Annotated in this window: 15 protein-coding genes; 9 read left to right on the top strand and 6 right to left on the bottom strand. The window is 65.4% G+C overall.

Annotated features, from left to right (window positions below; translation table 11 throughout):
• Positions 1–119: 119 nt before the first annotated feature.
• Entirely contained in the window at positions 120–1,154 is a 1,035-nt protein-coding gene (locus tag J3U95_RS09920; protein ID WP_208278431.1) for an asparaginase, read from the bottom strand.
• A gap of 265 nt (positions 1,155–1,419) precedes the next feature.
• Here J3U95_RS09920 and J3U95_RS09915 point away from each other — a divergent pair, with 265 nt between their 5' ends.
• The 3 genes from J3U95_RS09915 to J3U95_RS09905 all read left to right on the top strand — a co-directional run bounded on the left by J3U95_RS09915 (position 1,420) and on the right by J3U95_RS09905 (position 2,906).
• On the top strand, positions 1,420–1,800 hold the full coding sequence (locus J3U95_RS09915) for a hypothetical protein (protein ID WP_208278430.1): 381 nt from the start codon (positions 1,420–1,422) through the stop codon (positions 1,798–1,800).
• A 294-nt stretch (positions 1,801–2,094) separates the two neighbouring features.
• Entirely contained in the window at positions 2,095–2,493 is a 399-nt protein-coding gene (locus J3U95_RS09910) for a hypothetical protein (RefSeq protein WP_208278429.1), read from the top strand.
• A gap of 35 nt (positions 2,494–2,528) precedes the next feature.
• On the top strand, positions 2,529–2,906 hold the full coding sequence (locus J3U95_RS09905) for a hypothetical protein (protein WP_208278428.1): 378 nt from the start codon (positions 2,529–2,531) through the stop codon (positions 2,904–2,906).
• Here the strand turns inward: J3U95_RS09905 and J3U95_RS09900 are convergent.
• The gene (locus tag J3U95_RS09900) at positions 2,892–3,758 is read right to left on the bottom strand and encodes a pirin family protein (RefSeq protein WP_208278427.1); all 867 of its coding nucleotides are present in this window, start codon (positions 3,756–3,758) and stop codon (positions 2,892–2,894) included. The two genes, J3U95_RS09905 and J3U95_RS09900, sit on opposite strands and share 15 nt — an antisense overlap.
• Positions 3,759–3,880: 122 nt before the next feature.
• On the opposite strand from J3U95_RS09900, the gene J3U95_RS09895 reads away from it, so the two are divergent.
• From J3U95_RS09895 to J3U95_RS09870, 6 genes are all read left to right on the top strand, one after another.
• Positions 3,881–5,422 carry a dipeptidase gene (locus J3U95_RS09895; protein WP_208278426.1) on the top strand — a complete coding sequence of 514 codons (1,542 nt, stop codon included), beginning with the start codon at positions 3,881–3,883 and terminating at the stop codon, positions 5,420–5,422.
• Between the two features lie 213 nt (positions 5,423–5,635).
• On the top strand, positions 5,636–7,813 hold the full coding sequence (locus J3U95_RS09890) for an ATP-binding protein (RefSeq protein ID WP_208278425.1): 2,178 nt from the start codon (positions 5,636–5,638) through the stop codon (positions 7,811–7,813).
• 418 nt (positions 7,814–8,231) lie between these two features.
• Positions 8,232–9,326: a galactose-1-phosphate uridylyltransferase gene (gene galT, locus J3U95_RS09885; protein WP_208278424.1), complete on the top strand. Its 1,095-nt coding sequence runs from the start codon at positions 8,232–8,234 to the stop codon at positions 9,324–9,326.
• The gene (locus J3U95_RS09880) at positions 9,323–10,426 is read left to right on the top strand and encodes a M24 family metallopeptidase (protein ID WP_208278423.1); all 1,104 of its coding nucleotides are present in this window, start codon (positions 9,323–9,325) and stop codon (positions 10,424–10,426) included. Before galT ends, J3U95_RS09880 begins: the two co-directional genes overlap by 4 nt.
• Complete coding sequence (galK, locus tag J3U95_RS09875; protein ID WP_208278422.1) at positions 10,423–11,532, top strand: galactokinase; 1,110 nt, start codon at positions 10,423–10,425, stop codon at positions 11,530–11,532. Before J3U95_RS09880 ends, galK begins: the two co-directional genes overlap by 4 nt.
• Entirely contained in the window at positions 11,519–13,330 is a 1,812-nt protein-coding gene (locus tag J3U95_RS09870) for a glycoside hydrolase family 2 protein (protein ID WP_208278421.1), read from the top strand. Before galK ends, J3U95_RS09870 begins: the two co-directional genes overlap by 14 nt.
• 57 nt (positions 13,331–13,387) lie before the next feature.
• Here J3U95_RS09870 and J3U95_RS09865 read toward each other — a convergent pair whose 3' ends face one another.
• The 4 genes from J3U95_RS09865 to J3U95_RS09850 form a co-directional block, all read right to left on the bottom strand.
• Complete coding sequence (locus J3U95_RS09865; RefSeq protein WP_208278420.1) at positions 13,388–14,008, bottom strand: hypothetical protein; 621 nt, start codon at positions 14,006–14,008, stop codon at positions 13,388–13,390.
• A gap of 159 nt (positions 14,009–14,167) precedes the next feature.
• Positions 14,168–14,581: a VanZ family protein gene (locus J3U95_RS09860; RefSeq protein ID WP_208278419.1), complete on the bottom strand. Its 414-nt coding sequence runs from the start codon at positions 14,579–14,581 to the stop codon at positions 14,168–14,170.
• Positions 14,582–14,657: 76 nt separating this feature from the next.
• Positions 14,658–14,960 (bottom strand): hypothetical protein, encoded by a 303-nt coding sequence (locus J3U95_RS09855; protein WP_208278418.1) that lies wholly within the window; start codon positions 14,958–14,960, stop codon positions 14,658–14,660.
• A 620-nt stretch (positions 14,961–15,580) separates the two neighbouring features.
• Positions 15,581–16,348 (bottom strand): SDR family NAD(P)-dependent oxidoreductase, encoded by a 768-nt coding sequence (locus tag J3U95_RS09850; RefSeq protein WP_208278417.1) that lies wholly within the window; start codon positions 16,346–16,348, stop codon positions 15,581–15,583.
• Between the last annotated feature and the right edge of the window lie 85 nt (positions 16,349–16,433).

Genomic DNA, 16,433 nt, shown 5'->3' with positions numbered 1-16,433 from the left:
GTCAATAACCCGTAGAAACGGAAAATTCCGCTAGGAAAGTATCACCTGTTTAAACCTAAAATGAAATCTCCCGATGTGCTAGCTGTTGTATGGACGCATCGTATGTTAAATCGGCGAGTTCACCCGTTCACGCGCCGCTTTTCCAGTGTGAACACGGGACGGATATCGCCCGCCACCGTGCCGCGCGCATTCTTGATGGGGGGCTGGCGGTAGCGCTCGAGCGCAGCCTTGCGCCCTGCGTCGAGCAGGCCGAGCTGGTCGAGCACCGCGTACACGGCCGGATGCAGCGCGCGGCTGTTGCCGTCCGCAATCTTGATCGCGATGCCGATCCCGGCCGAGCGTACGCCGATCGCCTGCACCGCGTCGGCGCCGATCTTGGCCACCCAGTCGCCGCCGCCCGCCGTCATCCAGTGCAGGTCGGTGCGCTCCTGGCCGGAGACCATGTCGGGCCGCGCCGTCATGGCTTCACCCAGGATGCCCATCGCCCCGCCCAACTGCGGGTCGTTGCCGCCATGCGCGAGGCGCGCATACAGGTGCGCCAGCGACGACAGCGGCAGCGCATAGTTCGGCGCCGAGCAGCCGTCGATCCCGGTCGGCATGGCGTCCGCCGGCAGCCCCACGGTGTCGGCCAGCGCGGCGCGGATCGCCTGCTGCAGCGGGTGGCCACGCTCGACGTAGCCGGAGGTCGGCACATCGTGCAGGCGGCACCAGGCCAGGAAGCCGCTGTGCTTGCCGGAACAGTTGTGGTGCAGCGGCGTCCATCGCGCATCGGGTGGCGGCCTCGTTCCGGTGAACTCGTAGTGCAGCGGCTGCGCGCAGCCGCATTCGAGGTGGCCGGGGTCGAGGCCGATCTTGTCCAGGATCGCGCGCACGCCCTCGAGGTGGATGTCCTCGCCCGAATGGCTGGCGCACAGCAGCGCCACCTCGGACTGCGTGAGGCCGAAGCGCGCAGGGCCGTCGGACAGAATGAAGGGCAGGGCCTGGAACGGCTTCAGGGCGGAGCGGGTGAAGGTCGGATAGTCCGGATCGCCCGCCGACCACAACAGCCGGCCGCGGGTGTCGACCACGGCAATGGAACCCCAGTGGACGTTCTCGGTCACATTGCCTGAGTCGGGATAGCCGCGCGTGGTCGCGACGAGGGGAATCGCTTGCATGGGTAGGGTCTGGTTCGTTGTCGATGGCCCTAATGTACGGCATCCGTACGCAATGCAGACACACGTTTGACGGCGGCTTTCCAGAAGCGGGCATCCGATCGCGGCAGGCGCCCGTATCTGGATTCGACCCGTGTTCATGGCGTTTCGTCCGCCGATTCCGGGCTTCATTCCCTGGCCGCTTGAACGTCCCTGGCGCCTCGCTAGACTGGATCGATCGCCTGCCGTACGGGTACTTCCATCGATTTTTCCCCGAAAGGTTTTTACCATGCTCACCAGGAATATCGCCGTGTTCGCCGCCGCGTGCTTCATGACGCCGCCCGTGCTTTCCGCTACCCCGCCTGCCACCGGCGATGCCGCCGTTGCGGAGCCCGGCCACGTCAATCGGGTGACGGCCAAGCGCGTGAAGGGCAGCTACGCGCTCGACGATGGCCGCACGCTGCGTGTGAGCGAAAAAGGCCGCGAGCTGTATGTGGATCTCGGCGATGGTCCGGTCCGGATTCGCCACGTCGGCGACGAGCGCTTCGAGGCCGTCGACAAGGACCAGGACATGCGCCTCGATTTCGAAGGAGGCCCGTTCCCGTATGGGGTCGTGCTCCGGACCGGATCGGAACGCGTGGCGAAATCTCACTCCGTCGAGCCCCGGTAACCGGCCTCGAGAAAATCCTGGAAACAGGCATGCAGACGGGGTGCAGACGTGTGCGGGCGACACGCATATGCACCTCCCGTTCACTTCACGTTTTCAGCATTTCATCGCGCGTTTCAGCGCTTCATCCCACTGCCGCTTGAGCGCGCGCGAAGTCTGGCTAGACTGGTTTCATCGCCAGACAAAAAGCAGCCCTGGCGACGACGAAACACGTGGACCACGCGGCCTCTTCACGAGCGATCGAACGCTTGCCGCACGGGTTCTTCTCTCGCATCCGACCTGAAAGGAAAAGACATCATGCGCATCAAGCACATCGCCCTGTTCGCCATCACCGCCGCCACCGCCACCATGTCGCTGTCCAGCCTTGCCGCCCCGCAGGGCGCGGGCAAGGAAATCGTGGAAGTGCGCAGCTCCCATCAACAGGTGCGCATGCCGCCGTTCGCCTACGACCGCGTGCAGGGCGAGTATGCGCTCGAGGACGGCCGCGTGCTGGAGGTCAAAGGCAAGGTCGAGGACGGCAAGCGCACGCTGTACGCCGACCTGGGCGATGGCCCGGTCGAACTCATCCACGTCGGCAAGAAGCGCTTCGTCGCAGTGGGCAAGGACCTAAACATGCGCTTCGAGGGCGAGCGCGCGGCGCATACCGTCTACGTGCGCGAAGCCGGCAACCGCGCATTGGCCGCGACCCAGCGCTGATCCGCCTGCTCACCCGACCTGACAGGAGGAGCACCATGCGTATCCAGCATATCGTGTCGTGTGCAGCGGCCGCCCTGGCGGCGCTGCCCGCTCTCGCGGCGCCGGCCGCAGCCGCCGACACCGGCGGCGCCGAGGCCGTCCAAGCGAAGAAGGCCTACCTCGATCCATTGATGAACAAGCGCATGCAGGGCGTCTACCGGCTCGACGATGGGCGCATCCTGCGCGTGAGCGAACGGAGCCGCAAGCTGTATGCGGACGTCGGCGCCGGGCCGGTCGAGATCGTCCACATCGGCGACGACCGCTTCGAAGCGGTGGGCAGCGACTTGAGCCTGAACTTCGAAGGCGGTCCGCACCCCTACGCCGTGGTGCTCAAGAGCGGGCCCGAACGCCGGGTGGCCTCAAGCCTGCGTTGAACCGAAGCGCCCGGCCTGGTAGTCGGCGATCGCCTGCACGATCTCTTCGCGGGTGGTCATGACGAAGGGGCCGTGCGCCACCACCGGTTCGCGGATCGGTTCGGCGTGGCCGAACAGCAGCAGCGTATCGGCTTCGGCCCGGATGTGCAGGGTGTCGCCGTCCTCATCCAGTTCCACCAGTTGGTAGGCGTCGACGAGATCGCCGTGGTTGCCCACGCCGATGCGTCCACGCACCACATACAGCAGCACGTTGCGTCCATGCAGGCCGGACACCGCCAATTGTCCTCCGGCCTGCATCGCGACCGTGCTCATGAACACGCCGGTCAGCGACCGCACCGGCCCCGTCCTGGTCTCCCACTCGCCGGCAATCAGGTTCATGGTCACCTTGCCGCCATCGAGCGCCAGTGCGGGGATCTGCTCGCGTTGCAGTCCCGTGTATGCGGGCGCGCTCATCTTCAGGCGCGACGGCAGGTTCACCCACAGCTGAAGGATCTCGAGCGGGCCGCCTTGTTCCATGAATTCGCGCGGCGATACCTCGGCGTGCACGATGCCGCTGCCGGCCGTCATCCACTGGATGCCGCCGGCGTGGATCACGCTTTCGTGGCCGGCGCTGTCGCGGTGCGCCAGCATGCCGTCGACGATGAAGGTGACCGTCTCGAAGCCGCGGTGCGGATGCGGTCCGAACGGCAGGCCGCGGTTGTGCGGTCCGTAGACTTGCGGGCCGTGATGGTTCAGGAACAGGAAAGGATCGATCTGCTCGAGCTGGTGCGAGGGCACGGGGCGCCGCGTCAGCAGGTCGCCGATGTCGTCGCGCAGGGCAGGGTGCAGGCGGCGGATGGTCTTGTCGGTCATGGTGCGTTTTCTCTCGGTGCGAAGCGCGTAACGATACGCGGAAAACGTGGATCGGGTGCGCACATGCCTGTGCTAGACTCCTTGCGCATTTGCAATCCTGGATTCATGGAGAACGGCGCCGTATGTACAAGAAAGCCTTGATTGCCAGCCTGGTGCTGGCGTGGACCACGACCGTGGCGTCCGCCGCGCCCGCCGCCGCATCGGCGCCGACCCCGGCGACGACCCCGAGCGAGACCGCCGTCAGCGCCGCCAAGTATGCGGTCGAGACCTACCGCAACGACGTGGTCGACACCCTGGCCAGGCTGGTCAGCTTCAATACGGTGGTCGATGCGCGCTACCCGTCCGACAAGAACCCGGTCCACATCGCGTTCAAGGCCGCGTTGAAGGAAGAGGCCGAGCGCCTCGGCCTCGATGTCCAGGATCATGGCTGGACCGTGATCGTCGGTCTCGGCAAGGGCGCCGAGCGGGTCGGCATCGTGACCCATGGCGACGTGCAACCGGTGGACCCGAGCAAATGGAAGAAGTCGCCGTTCGTGCTGGACCGCACCAGCGAGCCGGGCAAGCTGATCGCGCGCGGCGCCGAGGACGACAAGGGACCGATCGCCACCGCGCTGTATGCGATGAAGACGATCCGCGACCGCCAGATCCCTTTGAACAAGCGTATCGAGCTGTACGTGTACATGGGCGAGGAATCGGACTGGGGACCCTTGACCGAATTCCTCAAGACCCACGTGCCGCCGCAGATGAGCATCACGCTCGACGCCGAGTATCCGGTGGTGACGGCGGAGAAGGGCGGCGGCACCGTGGCCGTGACGATCCCGAAGGCCGGCGCCGCGGTTCCCGCGGCCGGCGAACTCCATATCGCCGAATTCAGGGGCGGCTCCTTCAATACCCAGATTCCCGAAGACGCCGAGGCGCTGGTCGCCAACGCCACGCCGGAGGTCGAGGGGCAGATCCGCGCACGTGCCGCGGCGCAGGTCGACATGCGCTACACCTTCGAGCGCCAGGGCGCGAACCTCAAGGTGGTCGCGAAAGGCGTGTCGGCCCACTCATCGAAACCGCAGGAAGGCGTGAACGCGGTCAGCATGCTGGCCGACGCGCTGGCGGTGCGCAGCTGGCCGAACACGGTGGCCGGCGGCGTGGTGAACTACCTGAACGACCTGGTCGGCACCGGATACCATGGCGAGAAGTTCGGCAAGATCGCCTACCGCGACAGCTTCATGGGGCCGATGACCTTCAAGCCGACCGTGATCCGCCAGCTGGACGAGGGCATCGAGGTCGCGATCAATGTGCGCCGGCCGCGCGGCAAGTCGAACGAGCAGCTGACGTCCGAGATCAACGCCGCCCTGGCCGACTGGCAGGCGCGCCGGCTGCCGCTGGCGAACGTCAAGGTCGGCGTGCGCGAGCCGTGGATCCTCGAGAATGCGCCGCAGGTGCCGACGCTGCTGTCGACCTTTGCGTATTTCACCGGCATGAAGGACGCCAAACCGGTGGCGATCGGCGGCGGCACCAATTCGCGCCTGCTCCCGAACGCGGTCAGCTTCGGTCCATCGATGCCGGGCCAGAAGTACACGGGCCACTCTGAACACGAATTTATCACTACCAAGCAATTGCTCCTTAATCTGCAGATGTACACGGCGGTGCTGGTCGACCTGGCGAGGTAATTGCATGGGATGTCAATGACGATGGCATGCGCGAGAGCCCAAGAAACAATGCCAATCGTCTAAATTTCCTGGACGTAGAAATTCGTGGAGACCCCGGGATAGAATATCGGTTCGTGCCGATTTGCTACTCGCGCTGTTGATCTGTATGGATTCGGTATTGAGTGACTGCGGCGTCCTGCCACACTCGAACAGTCAATACCGATGAGCCAGCCGATGTCGGAAGCCACCCTGGTCCAATGCGAGAACGAACCGATCCACATTCCTGGCGCCATCCAGCCATTCGGCGTACTGGTCAGCGTCGACGTTCCAACACTGAAGGTCACCAACGCAAGCGTTAATTGCACCGAAGTCTTCGGCGTCGACGCGCGCGCGTTGGTCAACCGCTCGCTCGCCGAGCATCTGTCCGCGACTGCGCTGACGTCGCTGCAGGCGTATATCGGCGCCGACGACCTGGTCGAAGCGGCGCCGCTGGTCGTTGCCATTCTCGACCTCGATACGCAACGCGAGCGAGAATGGGAGCTTACCGGCCATCTGCGGCATGGCGTCCTGATTCTCGAAATCGAGGCGCTTGCGCCGCAGGAGACGCTCCCGGCTTCGCTGCAACGTTCGATCCGCAGTGCCGTCCACGTGGTGTTTGCTGCGAGCAGCCTGCTCGACCTGTGCCGACGCACTGCCGAGCAGGTAAGGATGATTACCGGGTTCGACCGTGTCATGATCTATCGCTTCACCGAGGACTGGCACGGCGACGTCGTTGCCGAAGCAAAGTCCGAACAGGCGCACTCTTACCTGAACCATCACTTTCCGGCTTCCGATATCCCGGCGCAGGCAAGGCGGATTTTCCTCGAAAACTGGTTGCGCATGATTCCGGATGTGGGCTATGCGCCGGTGCCCATCTACCCCAGCCGCAATCCGGCTACGGGTAGTGCCCTCGATCTCGGCTTGGCGGCGCTGCGCAGCGTGTCGCCGCTGCATGTCGAATACCTGCGCAATATGGGTGTCGGCGCCACGCTCACGCTGCCGCTGATCGATGGAGGCAAACTGTGGGGCCTGATCGCCTGCCATCACCCGACGCCCAACAACCTGGCTTCCGACCGCCGCCTTGGCGCCAAGATGATCGCGCAGATCGTATCGTCGCAACTGGTGCTGAAAGAGTCGATGGAAGATCAGCGCTACCGGGGCGAACTGAAACGGATCCATGCGAGGCTGATGGCGCGTACCGAAGAAGAGGATGACCTTGTCCTCGGACTGGTCAAGCGCAGCCAGGATTTGCTGGACCTGGCCGGCGCCGGCAGCGCCGCGATCCATTACAACGGCAGCTGGACCAAGATCGGGCAGACGCCCGACGTCGCGCAGCTGGAACTGCTCGTCGAGTGGCTCTCGGCTGAACATGCCAATGAGCAGGTATTCGCGACCACCCAGCTAGGTAGTGTCTTTCCACCAGGCCGGCAATACAAGGAGATTGGCAGCGGCCTGCTGGCAATGTCGATCCTGAAGGCCGATCAGAATTACATCCTGTGGTTTCGGCCCGAAGTCATCACGACCGTGGTGTGGGCCGGCGAGCCCGACAAGCGGGTGCAGGTCGACGGTGGGGTTGCTCGCCTGCATCCGCGTTTTTCTTTTTCGTCATGGAAGCAGGTCGTCGATGGCGTCGCCGTGCCCTGGAAGCGCGCCGAGGTCGAGGGGATAACGGACTTCCGCGTGAGTGTGCTCGCCTACGGCTTGCGGCGCGCCTTCCGGCAAGAGCAGGCCGCGAGGGAGCTGGCTGAGCGCGCCAGCATCGAAAAAGAAAGCATGGTCCACATGGTGTCGCATGACATCCGCAACCCGCTGAGCGTGCTGAAGATGACCTTGCAACTCATGCAGATGGACCAGGCACTGACGCCGGCCATGCTGGCGCAACTGGTCGCGCGTGGCTTGCGTGCAACCGATTCGATCGAGCGGCTGGTCACCTCGGTGCTGGACTTCGCCAAGGAAGAGCACGCCACCCTGGCGCCTGGCCTGCGGGTGGAAAACATGAATGCGCTGATTCGCGAGGCAATCGATCTGGTGCTGCCGCTGGCGCGAAAGGGGCAGGTCGGTGTAGTCGCGGCGGTGGAACCTGGCAAGCTCTTGATTGCCTGCAAACGGTCGCGGGTCGAGCAGGTGCTGGGTAACCTGCTCAGCAATTCCCTCAAGTTCACGCCGGCGGGAGGTCACATCACCGTGAGCGCGCGGCGCAGCGATGGCGAGGCCGTCATCTCGGTTGCGGACACGGGAATCGGCATCGCGCCGGCGCTGTTACCTCGCATTTTCGATCGCTTCACCCAGGGCCAAATCGGTTCAGAAAAGGGGGCCGGACTCGGGCTGTCGATCGTCAAGGGCATCGTCGAACAGGAGGGTGGTCGCATATGAGTCGAAAGCAACTCAGGCGCCGGCTCGACGTTCCACTTCACATTACCATTGCGCCAGGAATAATTCGCCCCGGCAGCACCACTGCGCTGATACTCTCCTGCTGAGCGTGTCAGCGTTCTTCTCCCCATTTTGTGTAAGTACTGCTATAGGCATTGTAGGTTTTTGCCTACAACGGCGTGGTGATGTTCAATTGGCTCATGGACAGTCCCTTATGAATTAACGGCTAGGACCGAGGGTTGTCTCGTCCCTGTGACAGTTAGGTATTGATGCCCAGAAAATGAGTCCGCGCCCGCTCAAAAGTGTGGCGAAAACAGCATGTTAGGATCGGTTAATGGAGCTGTGAGCGCGCCGATGTGTCGAACTTCGGCGTGCGCGCTCGCGCCCGATGTGAACGCTCGATCGAACCTGAACTGTTGCCATGCATAGTAAAGAACTCAAGAAACCGGACGGACGCAATCTCACCCTGTACAGCAATGTGCCGATCCCGGACGGCATCGCTGCGACCAGCCCGTTCCCGGATCCGCAGCATGCGAATCCGCACCTGCGCTGGCACTCGCTGCGCGGCGAATGGGTGACCTATGCCGCCTTCCGCCAGAACCGCACCTACCAGCCACCGCCGCAATACAACCCGCTGGCGCCGACCATCGACCAGGAACATCCGACCGAGATGCCGGCCGGCGACTACGAGATCGCCGTGTTCGACAACCGCTTTCCCTCGCTGGCGCTGGAGTCGCACGATCCGCCCACGGTGACGGTGCCGACCGCGCCGGCCAACGGCCATTGCGAGGTGGTGGTGTTCACGCAGGATCCGAACGCGGCGCTGGCCCACCTGCCGCTGTCGCGCATCGAGCTGCTGCTGCAGGTCTGGGGCGATCGCACCACGCGCATCGGCAGCCACCAGAACATCCACTATGTGCTGCCGTTCGAGAACCGCGGCGCCGAGGTCGGAGTGACCCTGCACCATCCGCACGGCCAGATCTATGCCTATCCCTTCGTGCCGGCGGTGCCGGCGCGCATGCTGGCGCAGGAGCGCGAATACTATCTGCAGCATGGCGCCAGCCTGCTGTGCGACATGGCGCGCGACGAGGCCGCCGACGGCCGGCGCGTGCTGTACCAGGACGACTACGCGATCGCCTTCGTGCCGGCCTGCGCCCGCTACCCCTACGAGGTGTGGGTGATGCCGACGGCGCCGTGCAAGGATTTCGCCGCGCTCACGCCGCCGCAACGCGAAAGCCTGGCGCGCGCGCTCAAGACCGTGCTGCTCAAGTACGAGACCCTGTGGAACCGGCCTTTCCCTTACCTGATGGCGTGGTACCAGGCCCCGACCGACGGCGCCGAGCACCCGGAAACCCAGCTGCACGCCCAGTTCTATCCGCCTTACCGCACGCGCGACCGCCTCAAATACCTGGCCGGCACCGAGCTGGCGGCCGGCATGTTCGCGATGGACGTGCTGCCCGAAACCACGGCCTATGAATTGCAGCAGGTCGAAGTCAGCCTGGAGGACGCCGCATGACGGGACTGGATATGCGGGCCACGGAGGTGGCCGACAAACTGGCGCTGCTGCGCGCGACCCTGGTCCAGGAAGGGGCCGGCGCGGTGCGCCTGCGCGGCACCGACTGGTTTGCCTGGGTCACGGCCGGCGGCTCGAGCGCGGTGCTGCTGACGACCGGCGTCGGCATCGCCGAGGTGCTCGTCACGCAGGACGATGCCTGCGTGCTGACCGACGAGATCGAGGGCGAACGCCTGCGCGCCGAAGAGGTCCCGGGCGGCTTCACCTTCCACATCGAACCGTGGGCGGAGCCGGAGCTGCGCGAGCGCTTCGTCGCGGGTGCGGCCCAGGGCCGCGCGGTGCTGTCCGACCGTCCGGCGGGCGAGGAACGCCCCTTGCCGCTGGCGCTGCGTCAACGCAAACTGGTGCTGGGCGACGCCGAGCAGGCGCGCTACCGCCTGCTCGGCCGCGAGGCGGCCGAAGCGATGACCGAGGTGCTGCATCGGGCCAGGCCCGACTGGACCGAGCAGCAGCTGGCCGGCGCCGGCGCCGAGGCGCTGTGGCGGCGCGGCATCCATCCGGCCCTGGTGCTGGCGGCGGGCGCGCGCCGCTTGCCGCTGTACCGCCACGCGACGCCGTCGCACGAACCGCTCGGCGATCGCGCCATGCTGGTGTTCTGCGCGCGCCGCCATGGCTTGTATGCCAACCTGACCCGCTTCGTGCGCTTCGGCGGCGCGGGTGCGGCGCCCGAGGCCCAGCGTGCGCTGATGGACGTCGAGGCCACGGGTCTCGCCGCCGTGGCGCCCGGTAAATCGCTGTCGAGCGTGTACCACGCGCTGGCCCAGGCCTACCACCACGCCGACGTCGAAGGCGCGATCCGCGAGCACCACCAGGGCGGCATCACCGGCTACCTGGCGCGCGAGATCGTCGCCACCGCCAGCACCGCGACCCAGCTCGAAGAAGGCATGGCCTTCGCCTTCAATCCCAGCTTCGGCGGCATGAAGATCGAAGACACCTTTCTGCTTGGCCCGCAGGGACTCGAGAACCTGACGTTCGATCCCGGCTGGCCGGCGCTGGACGTTCATGGCCGCAAGCGGCCGCTCTGGCTGGAGGCGCAAGCATGACCCTGAACCCCGACACTTTCTTTGGCGGCGCGCCCGAAGTGAACGCCTCGGCCCCGGGCCGGGTCAACCTGCTGGGCGAGCATACCGACTACAACGACGGTTTCATGCTGCCGGTGGCCACGCCCCAGCGCACCATGGTGGCGATGAGCCGTAGCGGCGACGACCATTTCCACTTCTATTCGCCGAACCTCGACGCGACCGTGACCTTCGCCAGGGACGGCAGCGCGCCGCAGGGCTTCGGCAGCTATATCGAAGGCTGCATCCGGCTGGTGCAGGCGGAAGGGATCGAGGTGCCGCCGCTGCGCGTGTATGTCGAGACCGACCTGCCGGTCGGCTCGGGCCTGTCGTCCTCGGCCGCGCTCGAGGTGGCGACCCTGCGCGCCATGCGCGCGCTGCTGGATATCGGGACCGATGCACTGGACGACGTCAAGCTGGCCCGCATCGCCCAGCGCGCCGAGATCGAGTATGCGCGCGTGAACTGCGGGATCATGGACCAGATGGCGTCCAGCCTGGCCGACGAGAGCAATATGCTGTTCATCGACGCCCGCACGCTGGAACATCGCCTGGTGCCGCTGCCGGCGGACACCGAGCTGATCGTGGTCGACTCGGGCGTGGCGCGCAAGCTCGCGGCAAGCAAGTACAACGAGCGCCGCGCCGAGTGCGAGGAGGGCGCGAAGAAGCTCGGCGTGCAGGCGCTGCGCGACGTGGCCGACCCGGCCGCGGTGGAGAGCCTGCCGTCGCCGCTGCGCGAGCGGGCGCGCCACGTGGTGCGGGAAAACCTGCGCGTGCTCGAAGCGGCGCAAGGCGTGAGCGCCGAGCGCTTCGGCGAATTGATGAATGACTCGCACTTCAGCCTGCGCGACGACTACGAGGTCTCGATCCCGGAACTCGACGCCCTGTGCGAGGCCTTGCGCGCCGCCCCCGGCGTGCTGGGCGCGCGCCTGACCGGCGCCGGCTTCGGCGGCGCCTGCGTGGCGTTGTGCCGCAAGGGCCAGGCGCAGCAAGCCGCCGCCAGCGCGCTGGCGGCCTATAACCAAGATGGACGCCAAGGCCGGATCCTGGTGCCGGTGCCGACAGACAGAAAGGACCACGATGAACCAGTTTGAATATCCCCGTCCACAGCTGGTGCGCGACCAGTGGCAGAACCTGAACGGCAAGTGGCGGTTCTGCTTCGACGACGAGGGCAAGTACTTCATGCCGTCCGACGTCAAGGAGTGGACGCACGAGATCACCGTGCCGTTCGCCCCCGAGACCGAGATGAGTGGCATCCAGGACACGGGTTTCCACCGCGTGGTCTGGTATGAGCGCGACTTCGAATTGATGCCCAATGACGGGCGCACGATACTGCACTTCGGCGCGGTCGACTACAGCGCGAAGGTGTGGGTCAACGGCCAGCTGGTGGCCGAGCACGAGGGCGGCCATACACCGTTCGCAGCCGACATCACCTGCGCCATGCAGGCCGACGGCAAGCAGACGGTGACGGTGTGGGTCGAGGACGATCCGGCCGACCTGGCCAAGCCGCGCGGCAAGCAGGACTGGCTGCTCGACGCCCACTCGATCTGGTATCCGCGCACCACCGGCATCTGGCAGACCGTCTGGGTCGAGCAGGTGGCGCCGACCTATATCCAGAAGCTGCGCTGGACGCCGGTGTTCGAGACCTACGAGATCGGCTGCGAGGTGTTCGCGGCCGGCGACATCCAGCAGGAGCTGTTTGTCGAGGTCAAGATCTGGCACGGCGACCAGCTGCTGGCGGACGATTACTACAAATTGCTGGCCGGCGAGGCCAACCGCAAGATCGCGCTGTCCGACCCCGGCATCGACGATTCGCGCAACGAGATCCTGTGGAGTCCCGAGCGGCCGACCCTGCTCGACGCCGAAGTGACCCTGCGCTGCGGCGACGTGGTGCTGGACCGCATCCGCTCGTACACGGCGCTGCGCTCGGTATCGATCAACCGCGACCGCTTCATGCTCAATGGCCGTCCTTACCAGCTGCGCCTGGTGCTGGACCAGGGTTACTGGCCGGAGTCGTTCATGACGGCGCCGTCGGACCAGCACCTGAAACGCGACGTCGAGCTGGCCAAACTGATGGGCTTCAATGGCGTGCGCAAGCACCAGAAGATCGAGGACCCGCGCTTTTTATACTGGGCCGACAAGCTGGGCCTGCTGGTATGGGAAGAGATGCCCTCGGCCTACCGCTTCAGCCCGCGCGCGATCACGCGCATGGTCAAGGAATGGACCGAGGCGATCGAACGCGACTACAGCCATCCCTGCATCATCGTGTGGGTGGCCTTCAATGAGTCGTGGGGCGTGCCCAACCTGACCCTGACCCAGGCCCATCGCAATGCGGTGGAAGCGCTGTACCACCTGACGCGCACGCTCGATTCGACCCGTCCGGTGATCGGCAACGACGGCTGGGAAGCGTCGGCCACCGACATCCTCGGCATCCACGACTACGACAGCGACCCGGAAAAAATCCTGGCGCGCTACGCCGTCACCGATCCGGTGCGCACCCTGTTCGACCAGCGGCGTCCCGGTGGGCGCATCCTGACCCTGGATGGTTTCCCGCACCGCGGCCAGCCGATCGTGCTGACGGAATTCGGCGGCATCGCCTACGATCCGAAACAGACCCCGAACCCGGACGAGACCACCTGGGGCTATAGCCGCGCCCACACGGCCGAGAGCTACCTCAAGCAGTACCGGCGCCTGCTGCAGGTGGTCAACGAGACCTTCATGTTCAGCGGCTTCTGCTACACCCAGTTCGCCGACACCTTCCAGGAAGCCAATGGCTTGCTGAACGCCGACCGGACGCCCAAGCTGCCGCTGGAAGTCATCAGCAATGCGACGCGCAACATCCCGATGTTTCACCGCGAGGTGGAGGAAGGCAAGGACCCGGGCACGCCCTGAGCCCGGCAATCCCTTCGCTTCTCGCACGGGTGGACGCCCCGTCCACCCGGCAGCGGGCTAACGCTGGATGCTGCCACCCGTCACGTTGACGCGGTCGCCGCTGCGGAAATCGGGCGTGGTGCCGTGGGTGACCACCTGCGTGCTGCCGTCGTCCATGCGCACCGTGACGCGGTAGGACTGGCTGGCGCCGGTGGCGCCGGCCGCGCCGCTGCTCCCCATCGACGAATCGCCCTCGGTGATGCCGCTCGACGCAGGCAGGATCTCGATCGCCAGCACGGTGCTGTTGGGCGCCGCGCTGGCCGCGGCAGCGCCCGCGGTCGACGCGCTGCCGCCACGGTCGTCCTGCATGCTGGAGGTGCCGGAACCGCTGCTGCCGGAGACGCCCGAGCTGCCCGAGCTGCCGGAGGTATCCGAACTGCCCGAGACGCCCGCGCCGTCCTGGATGCTCTCGGTGGTCGTGCCGCTGCTGCCCGAGGCGCCCGATGTGCCGGAGCTGCCGGAGCTGCCGCTGGTGCCGCTGGTGCCGCTGGTGCCCGCACCGTAGTCGCTGGTCCCGGTGCTGCCGCTGGTGCCGCTGTCGCCACTCGACGAGCTGCCACGCATGGCGTTGCACCCCGAAATGGCGAGCGCGACCGCCAGCAGGCCCGCCATGGCCACGCTCTGGTGTGTTTGCTTCATGATCAACTCCTCGTTTGGATGTTTAGTGGGGGATGTGACGATGCCGCGCGCCACGAGGATAAGAGGCGCGAAGTGCGCCAGCGTTCCAGCTGACTTCCTTTGGAGGCCGGTTGGATCAAGCTGGAGGGTTCTTTGCGGAACCTGAACGGAGGATGATGGTCAGCGCCGACGCGCCGCCGGCGCTGGCCGCGGCGCGAGGGTGTCCAGCACCGCCAGCACGCTGGAGGCGAGGGTGGCGGCCGTGACGTCGACCAGCCAGTCGCGCACGTCGCCCGAGCGATACGGGAAGAAGCTCTGCACCCATTCGTCGATGGCGCCCATCAGCGCGACGGCCAGCATCGCCTTCAGGGCGCGCTGCAGCGGCGTGCCGGTGGCGCCCAGGAACCACAAGGCAGCCAGGAAGGCGTAGGTCATCCCGTGCAGCACCGCACCGGACGCGTAGGCGCCGACCTCGGCGCGGGCGCCGGGAATCGAACCCGCCACCAGGATGGTGAGCAGCCCGAGCAGGGCGAAGGCATGCAGGGCGCGGCGGACTTTCGTTGGAGGCTGCAGCAGGGACGACAGGGCGGGCATCGGTACGAACGGCGAAGGTACATGAAGCGCCAACCTTACCACGCCATGCAGTCAATTGCCCGCACGCCAGCAACGCTCAGATTGTCAGGGCTGGCGCGCCGTCGGCGTAATGGGCGTCGAAACAGCTTTCGCAGTCGGCGCAGAACAGGTGGGCCATGCGCACGCTTCCCTGTCGCAGGACCAGCTTGAGGTGGGTTTGCTGGCACTTGGGGCAGACTTCGCGGACGCTGCCGAAGGTGAGCAGGTTGAGCGGCGTGCTGTCGCTGTCGAGCGCGTCGACGACGGTACGCGGATTGAGTTCGCTCAGGACGAGGTCGCCGTCTTCATGATGGCGGCGGCAAGTGTCGGGTGCGGCGCTGGCTGGTACACGTAAGTTCATAGGACGGGTTCCCTTGGACGTTTCGTTGTACGTGGGCTTCCGACCGGTGGCCGAATCGGAAGTGAGAACTTTATGATAGCCAAATCAGCGACGGCTTCAAGCGCTATGACAATTTTTTTACCGGGAGTTGCGCGGGGGCAGAGAATAAGACCGGTTTGCAACGACACTGGTTCCTGAGCGCATAGGCAAAAAAATGCCCGCCGGTGGCGGGCACAACCCAAGATCGGGCCAAGAGATGCGAAATCGGTTGGTGTGTAGCACCCGGGGCGCCGCACACCTGCTGTCATCAGGCATATCGGTTGCGTGTATGACAGGTGATTCTTAGTATAGGCAGTGTTTGTGACGCGATTGTGACCAAGCGCAAAGTTCTGGCGGTATCAAATGACCGGCAAGCGCCGTCAGGTCATCAGCGTGCGTTATACGTAGAACTACGTAGCAACGGCCTTCCTTTAAATTCTCGGCAAAAAAAAAGCCCGCTCTTGTGCGGGCTTAAAACTATTTTCTTGGAGGAGAATAGTGGAGACAGGTGTAATTATCGGGGTCGGCCTTTCGGGTGTCCAATTGCGAGTTCGGATACCAGACATGCGTTAAAGTGATATCTGCCCCACTCGCGCAGGATTTCAGTCGCGTACCGGCACCGTGTAGTTCAGCGCCATGCGGCCGCCGTCGGCGTACAGCGTCTGGCCGGTCATGTACGAGGCATCGTCGCTGGCCAGGAAGGCGGCGATCGAGGCGACTTCTTCCGGCTCGCCGCAGCGGCCCAGCGGCGTGCGCGACAGGATGGTGTGGCGCGCCTCCGGGCTGCCCAGCACGGCCTGCCTGGCCAGTTCGGTCAGGATGGTGCCCGGGCCGATCGCATTGACGCGGATGCCATGCTGGGCCAGGGCGATCGACGCCACCCGGGTCAGCTGGTTGACGCCGCCTTTCGACACCACATAGGGCACCTGGTTCGGGATGGTCAGCTCGGCATTGACGCTCGACATATTGATGATGCAGCCGCCTTCGCCCCGTTTCACCATATCGCGCGCCGCCGCCTGGCTGCACAGGAACATCGATTTGAGATTGACGCGCAGCACGCGGTCGAAATCGTCTTCTTCCAGGTCGAGGAAATCGGCCGCATGGGTCACGCCCGCGTTGTTGACCAGGATGTCGATGCGGCCGAAGGCGTCGAGCGTGGCCTGGATCATCGCATCGACCTCTTTCTTGACGCCGACGTCGGCACGGAAGAAGCGGGCGGCGTCGCCCAGGCTGGCGGCGGCCTGCTCGACGTCAGGCTTGAGGTCGACGAGCATCACGCGCGCGCCTTCGCGCACCAGGCGCTGGGCGCAGGCCAGGCCGATGCCCTGGCTGGCGCCGGTGACGATGGCGATTTTCCGGTTGAGTTTCATGGCGGGCTTTCGTAGAGAGGCAAAGGCCGCCATTCTAACCACTCGGCGTGGCTACCCGGAATGCATGATCGTCGATGCGCGTGTA

This window comes from Massilia oculi, from assembly GCF_017582745.1.
Lineage (GTDB): Bacteria > Pseudomonadota > Gammaproteobacteria > Burkholderiales > Burkholderiaceae_D > Telluria > Telluria oculi_A.
The sequence above is the reverse complement of the archived record's forward strand: the minus strand, read 5'-3'. Positions and strand labels throughout refer to the sequence as shown.

What these genes read in the sequence shown, in the direction of transcription:
- J3U95_RS09860 (WP_208278419.1), bottom strand. Translation starts at nt 14,581, where the DNA reads ATGCCCGCCCTGTCGTCCCTGCTGCAGCCTCCAACGAAAGTCCGCCGC.
- J3U95_RS09900 (WP_208278427.1), bottom strand. Translation starts at nt 3,758, where the DNA reads ATGACCGACAAGACCATCCGCCGCCTGCACCCTGCCCTGCGCGACGAC.
- J3U95_RS09850 (WP_208278417.1), bottom strand. Translation starts at nt 16,348, where the DNA reads ATGAAACTCAACCGGAAAATCGCCATCGTCACCGGCGCCAGCCAGGGC.
- J3U95_RS09915 (WP_208278430.1), top strand. Translation starts at nt 1,420, where the DNA reads ATGCTCACCAGGAATATCGCCGTGTTCGCCGCCGCGTGCTTCATGACG.
- J3U95_RS09895 (WP_208278426.1), top strand. Translation starts at nt 3,881, where the DNA reads ATGTACAAGAAAGCCTTGATTGCCAGCCTGGTGCTGGCGTGGACCACG.
- J3U95_RS09870 (WP_208278421.1), top strand. Translation starts at nt 11,519, where the DNA reads ATGAACCAGTTTGAATATCCCCGTCCACAGCTGGTGCGCGACCAGTGG.
- J3U95_RS09855 (WP_208278418.1), bottom strand. Translation starts at nt 14,960, where the DNA reads ATGAACTTACGTGTACCAGCCAGCGCCGCACCCGACACTTGCCGCCGC.
- galT (WP_208278424.1), top strand. Translation starts at nt 8,232, where the DNA reads ATGCATAGTAAAGAACTCAAGAAACCGGACGGACGCAATCTCACCCTG.
- J3U95_RS09890 (WP_208278425.1), top strand. Translation starts at nt 5,636, where the DNA reads ATGTCGGAAGCCACCCTGGTCCAATGCGAGAACGAACCGATCCACATT.
- J3U95_RS09905 (WP_208278428.1), top strand. Translation starts at nt 2,529, where the DNA reads ATGCGTATCCAGCATATCGTGTCGTGTGCAGCGGCCGCCCTGGCGGCG.
- galK (WP_208278422.1), top strand. Translation starts at nt 10,423, where the DNA reads ATGACCCTGAACCCCGACACTTTCTTTGGCGGCGCGCCCGAAGTGAAC.
- J3U95_RS09880 (WP_208278423.1), top strand. Translation starts at nt 9,323, where the DNA reads ATGACGGGACTGGATATGCGGGCCACGGAGGTGGCCGACAAACTGGCG.
- J3U95_RS09920 (WP_208278431.1), bottom strand. Translation starts at nt 1,154, where the DNA reads ATGCAAGCGATTCCCCTCGTCGCGACCACGCGCGGCTATCCCGACTCA.
- J3U95_RS09910 (WP_208278429.1), top strand. Translation starts at nt 2,095, where the DNA reads ATGCGCATCAAGCACATCGCCCTGTTCGCCATCACCGCCGCCACCGCC.
- J3U95_RS09865 (WP_208278420.1), bottom strand. Translation starts at nt 14,008, where the DNA reads ATGAAGCAAACACACCAGAGCGTGGCCATGGCGGGCCTGCTGGCGGTC.